Annotated in this window: 2 protein-coding genes and 1 pseudogene; 1 reads left to right on the forward strand and 2 read right to left on the reverse strand. The window is 73.3% G+C overall.

What is annotated here, in order from left to right; genetic code table 11:
• Nucleotides 1–163 precede the first annotated feature (163 nt).
• Nucleotides 164–820, reverse strand: coding sequence for a pyridoxamine 5'-phosphate oxidase (pdxH, locus tag QH283_RS17035; protein WP_280503977.1), 657 nt, complete (start codon nucleotides 818–820; stop codon nucleotides 164–166).
• 245 nt (nucleotides 821–1,065) lie between these two features.
• On the opposite strand from pdxH, the gene QH283_RS17040 reads away from it, so the two are divergent.
• Entirely contained in the window at nucleotides 1,066–2,214 is a 1,149-nt protein-coding gene (locus QH283_RS17040; RefSeq protein WP_280503976.1) for a citrate synthase 2, read from the forward strand.
• A gap of 102 nt (nucleotides 2,215–2,316) precedes the next feature.
• Here QH283_RS17040 and QH283_RS17045 read toward each other — a convergent pair.
• Nucleotides 2,317–2,651, reverse strand: a pseudogene (locus tag QH283_RS17045) (hypothetical protein); the annotation flags it as partial.

The raw sequence follows: 2,651 nt of genomic DNA on the forward strand, positions 1-2,651 counted from the left end.
CGCCCGGCCCGGCCCCCGCCCCCCCGCCGGGCCGGCGGCCGGGCGGGCACAACCCCTCGCGCGGCGCCCGCGGCGAGGGGATGTCAGGCGCCTCGGGCGATCGCCCGGACACCGCTTCCCGTATCGCGCAAGAGGAAAACCGTGGGAAATATCACGAGCCCGATCAGGGCTGGAGCCGCTCGACGCGAGCCCCCTCCGGCCGCACGCGCATGCGCACCCGGTTGTGCAGCCTGCCGCGCCGACCCTGCCAGAACTCCACCTCCCGCGGGCGGAGCAGGAATCCGCCCCAGTGCGGGGGCACCGGGATCTCCTCGGCATCGGCGAAGCGCTCGGCGACCTCGCTCAGTTGCCGGTCCAGCTCGGCGCGCGAGCCGATCGGCCGCGACTGGGCCGAGGCCCATGCTCCGAGCTGGGAGTCACGCGGGCGGGTGCGCCAGTAGACCAGCGTCTGTTCGGGGCTCACGCGCTCCACCGGGCCGCGCAGGTGCACCTGCCTGGCCAGCGCGGGCCAGACGAAGGTGACCGCCGCGTAGGGCACCGCGCGCAGTTGCGCGCCCTTGGCGCTGTCGTAATTGGTGTAGAAGGTCACACCTTCCGGCGAGAGGCCTTTACAGAGCACCGTCCGGGAGGAGGGCTTGGGGATGCCGTCCTCGACGTCCACCGTGGCCAGCACCATGGCGTTGGGCTCGGCCACCCCGACCGCCGTCGCCTGCTCGATCCAGTTGCGCAGCAACGGTTCCCAGCCGCCCGCCAGCCAGGTCTCGTCGAGGTCGACGTCCTCGCCGGAACCGAACGGCGTGCCCGCGTAGTCGACCCGCATGGCGGCGAGGTCGGCCGCCACCTGTCGCAGGGTGGCCTCCAGATCCTTCGGCTCGCCGGCCCTGTCCTCGGGCCGGTCGGCGCGCGATCGGTAATCGTGCAGGTCAGGCATGGGGCAGACGTTACTCCGGGGTAGTGGCGAGCTAAGGTTCTGGTTGATCGGCATGGGCTCGGCGAAGCACCCACCTCGGCGAGACCACATGCGCCCTCGCGTACATGCGACCGAAGTGCAAGGAGAGTCACACCATGACTACCAGCCCCGCGGTATCAGGTGGAAACGCCGCCGTTCCCGACGATTTCGTCAGCGGTCTGGAGGGCGTCGTCGCCTTCACGACCGAGATCGCCGAGCCCGACAAGGACGGCGGCGCGCTGCGCTACCGCGGTGTCGACATCGAGGATCTGGTCGGTAGCCGGGTGACCTTCGGCGATGTGTGGGCACTGCTGGTCGACGGCGAGTTCGGTCACGGCCTGCCGCCCGCCGAGCCCTTCCCGCTGCCGGTGCACACCGGCGACGTGCGCGTCGACGTGCAGGCGGGCCTGGCCATGCTGGCGCCGATCTGGGGCTACCAGCCGCTGCTCGACATCGACGACGCGACCGCCAGGGAGAACCTGGCGCGCGCCTCGGTGATGGCGCTGTCCTATGTGGCGCAGTCCGCGCGCGGCATCTACCAGCCCGCCGTGCCGCAGAAGATCATCGACGAGTGCACGACGGTCACCGAGCGGTTCATGACCCGCTGGAAGGGTGAGCCGGACCCGCGCCACATCGAGGCCATCGACGCCTACTGGGTCTCCGCCGCCGAACACGGCATGAACGCCTCCACCTTCACCGCCAGGGTCATCGCCTCCACCGGCGCCGACGTGGCGGCCTCGCTGTCCGGCGCGATCGGCGCCATGTCCGGCCCGCTGCACGGCGGCGCCCCGGCCCGCGTGCTGCCGATGATCGAGGAGGTCGAGAAGACCGGCGACGCCAGGGCATTGGTCAAGGGCATCCTGGACCGCAAGGAGAAGCTCATGGGCTTCGGCCATCGGGTCTACCGGGCCGAGGACCCGCGCGCCCGCGTGCTGCGCGCCACCGCCGAGCGTCTGAACGCTCCGCGCTACGAGGTCGCCGCCGCGCTCGAGCAGGCCGCGCTGGCCGAGCTGCGCGAGCGCCGCCCCGACCGCGCCATCGAGACCAACGTCGAGTTCTGGGCCGCGGTCATCCTCGACTTCGCCGAGGTGCCCGCGCACATGATGCCCGCCATGTTCACCTGCGGCCGGACCGCGGGCTGGTGCGCGCACATCCTGGAACAGAAGCGCCTGGGCAAGCTGGTCCGCCCCGCCGCCGTGTACACCGGGCCGGGGCCGCGCAAGCCCCAGCAGGTCGCGGGCTGGGAGACCATCGGCCACGCCTGAGCAGCACGGCCACCCCTGAGCAGCACGGCCACGCCCGAACAGCACGGCCACGCCTGAGCGGCATCGGCCACGCCCACCGGTCACGCCGGGGCGTGGCCGAGCTCATCTGCGGACGATCTCGACCGGGTCGGTGAGCGCCGCCGCGACGGCGGCCTGCTGGTCTCCGCCGCGCATCGGCAAGGCCGCCAGCGCCTGACCGGTCTGCGCGTCGAGCGAGCCGACGACCGTCCGCAGCCGGCCGACGCCCTCGGACAGCTGGTCCACGGCCTCGATCAGCCCGGCGCTGCCCTCCTGCGCCAGCCGCGGCAGTCCCGCCGCCATCTCCGCCGCCTCGGTGAGTTGTGCGCGCGCCGCGCCCCGGGGGGGGGCCCGCGCGCGCCCGGGGTCGCCGGGGGCGGGGGGCGGCGGCCCCGGGGCAACGGGGAGGGCACCCACGG

The sequence above is a fragment of the Nocardia farcinica genome (genome assembly GCF_029867845.1).
GTDB classification, from domain to species: Bacteria; Actinomycetota; Actinomycetes; order Mycobacteriales; family Mycobacteriaceae; genus Nocardia; species Nocardia farcinica_A.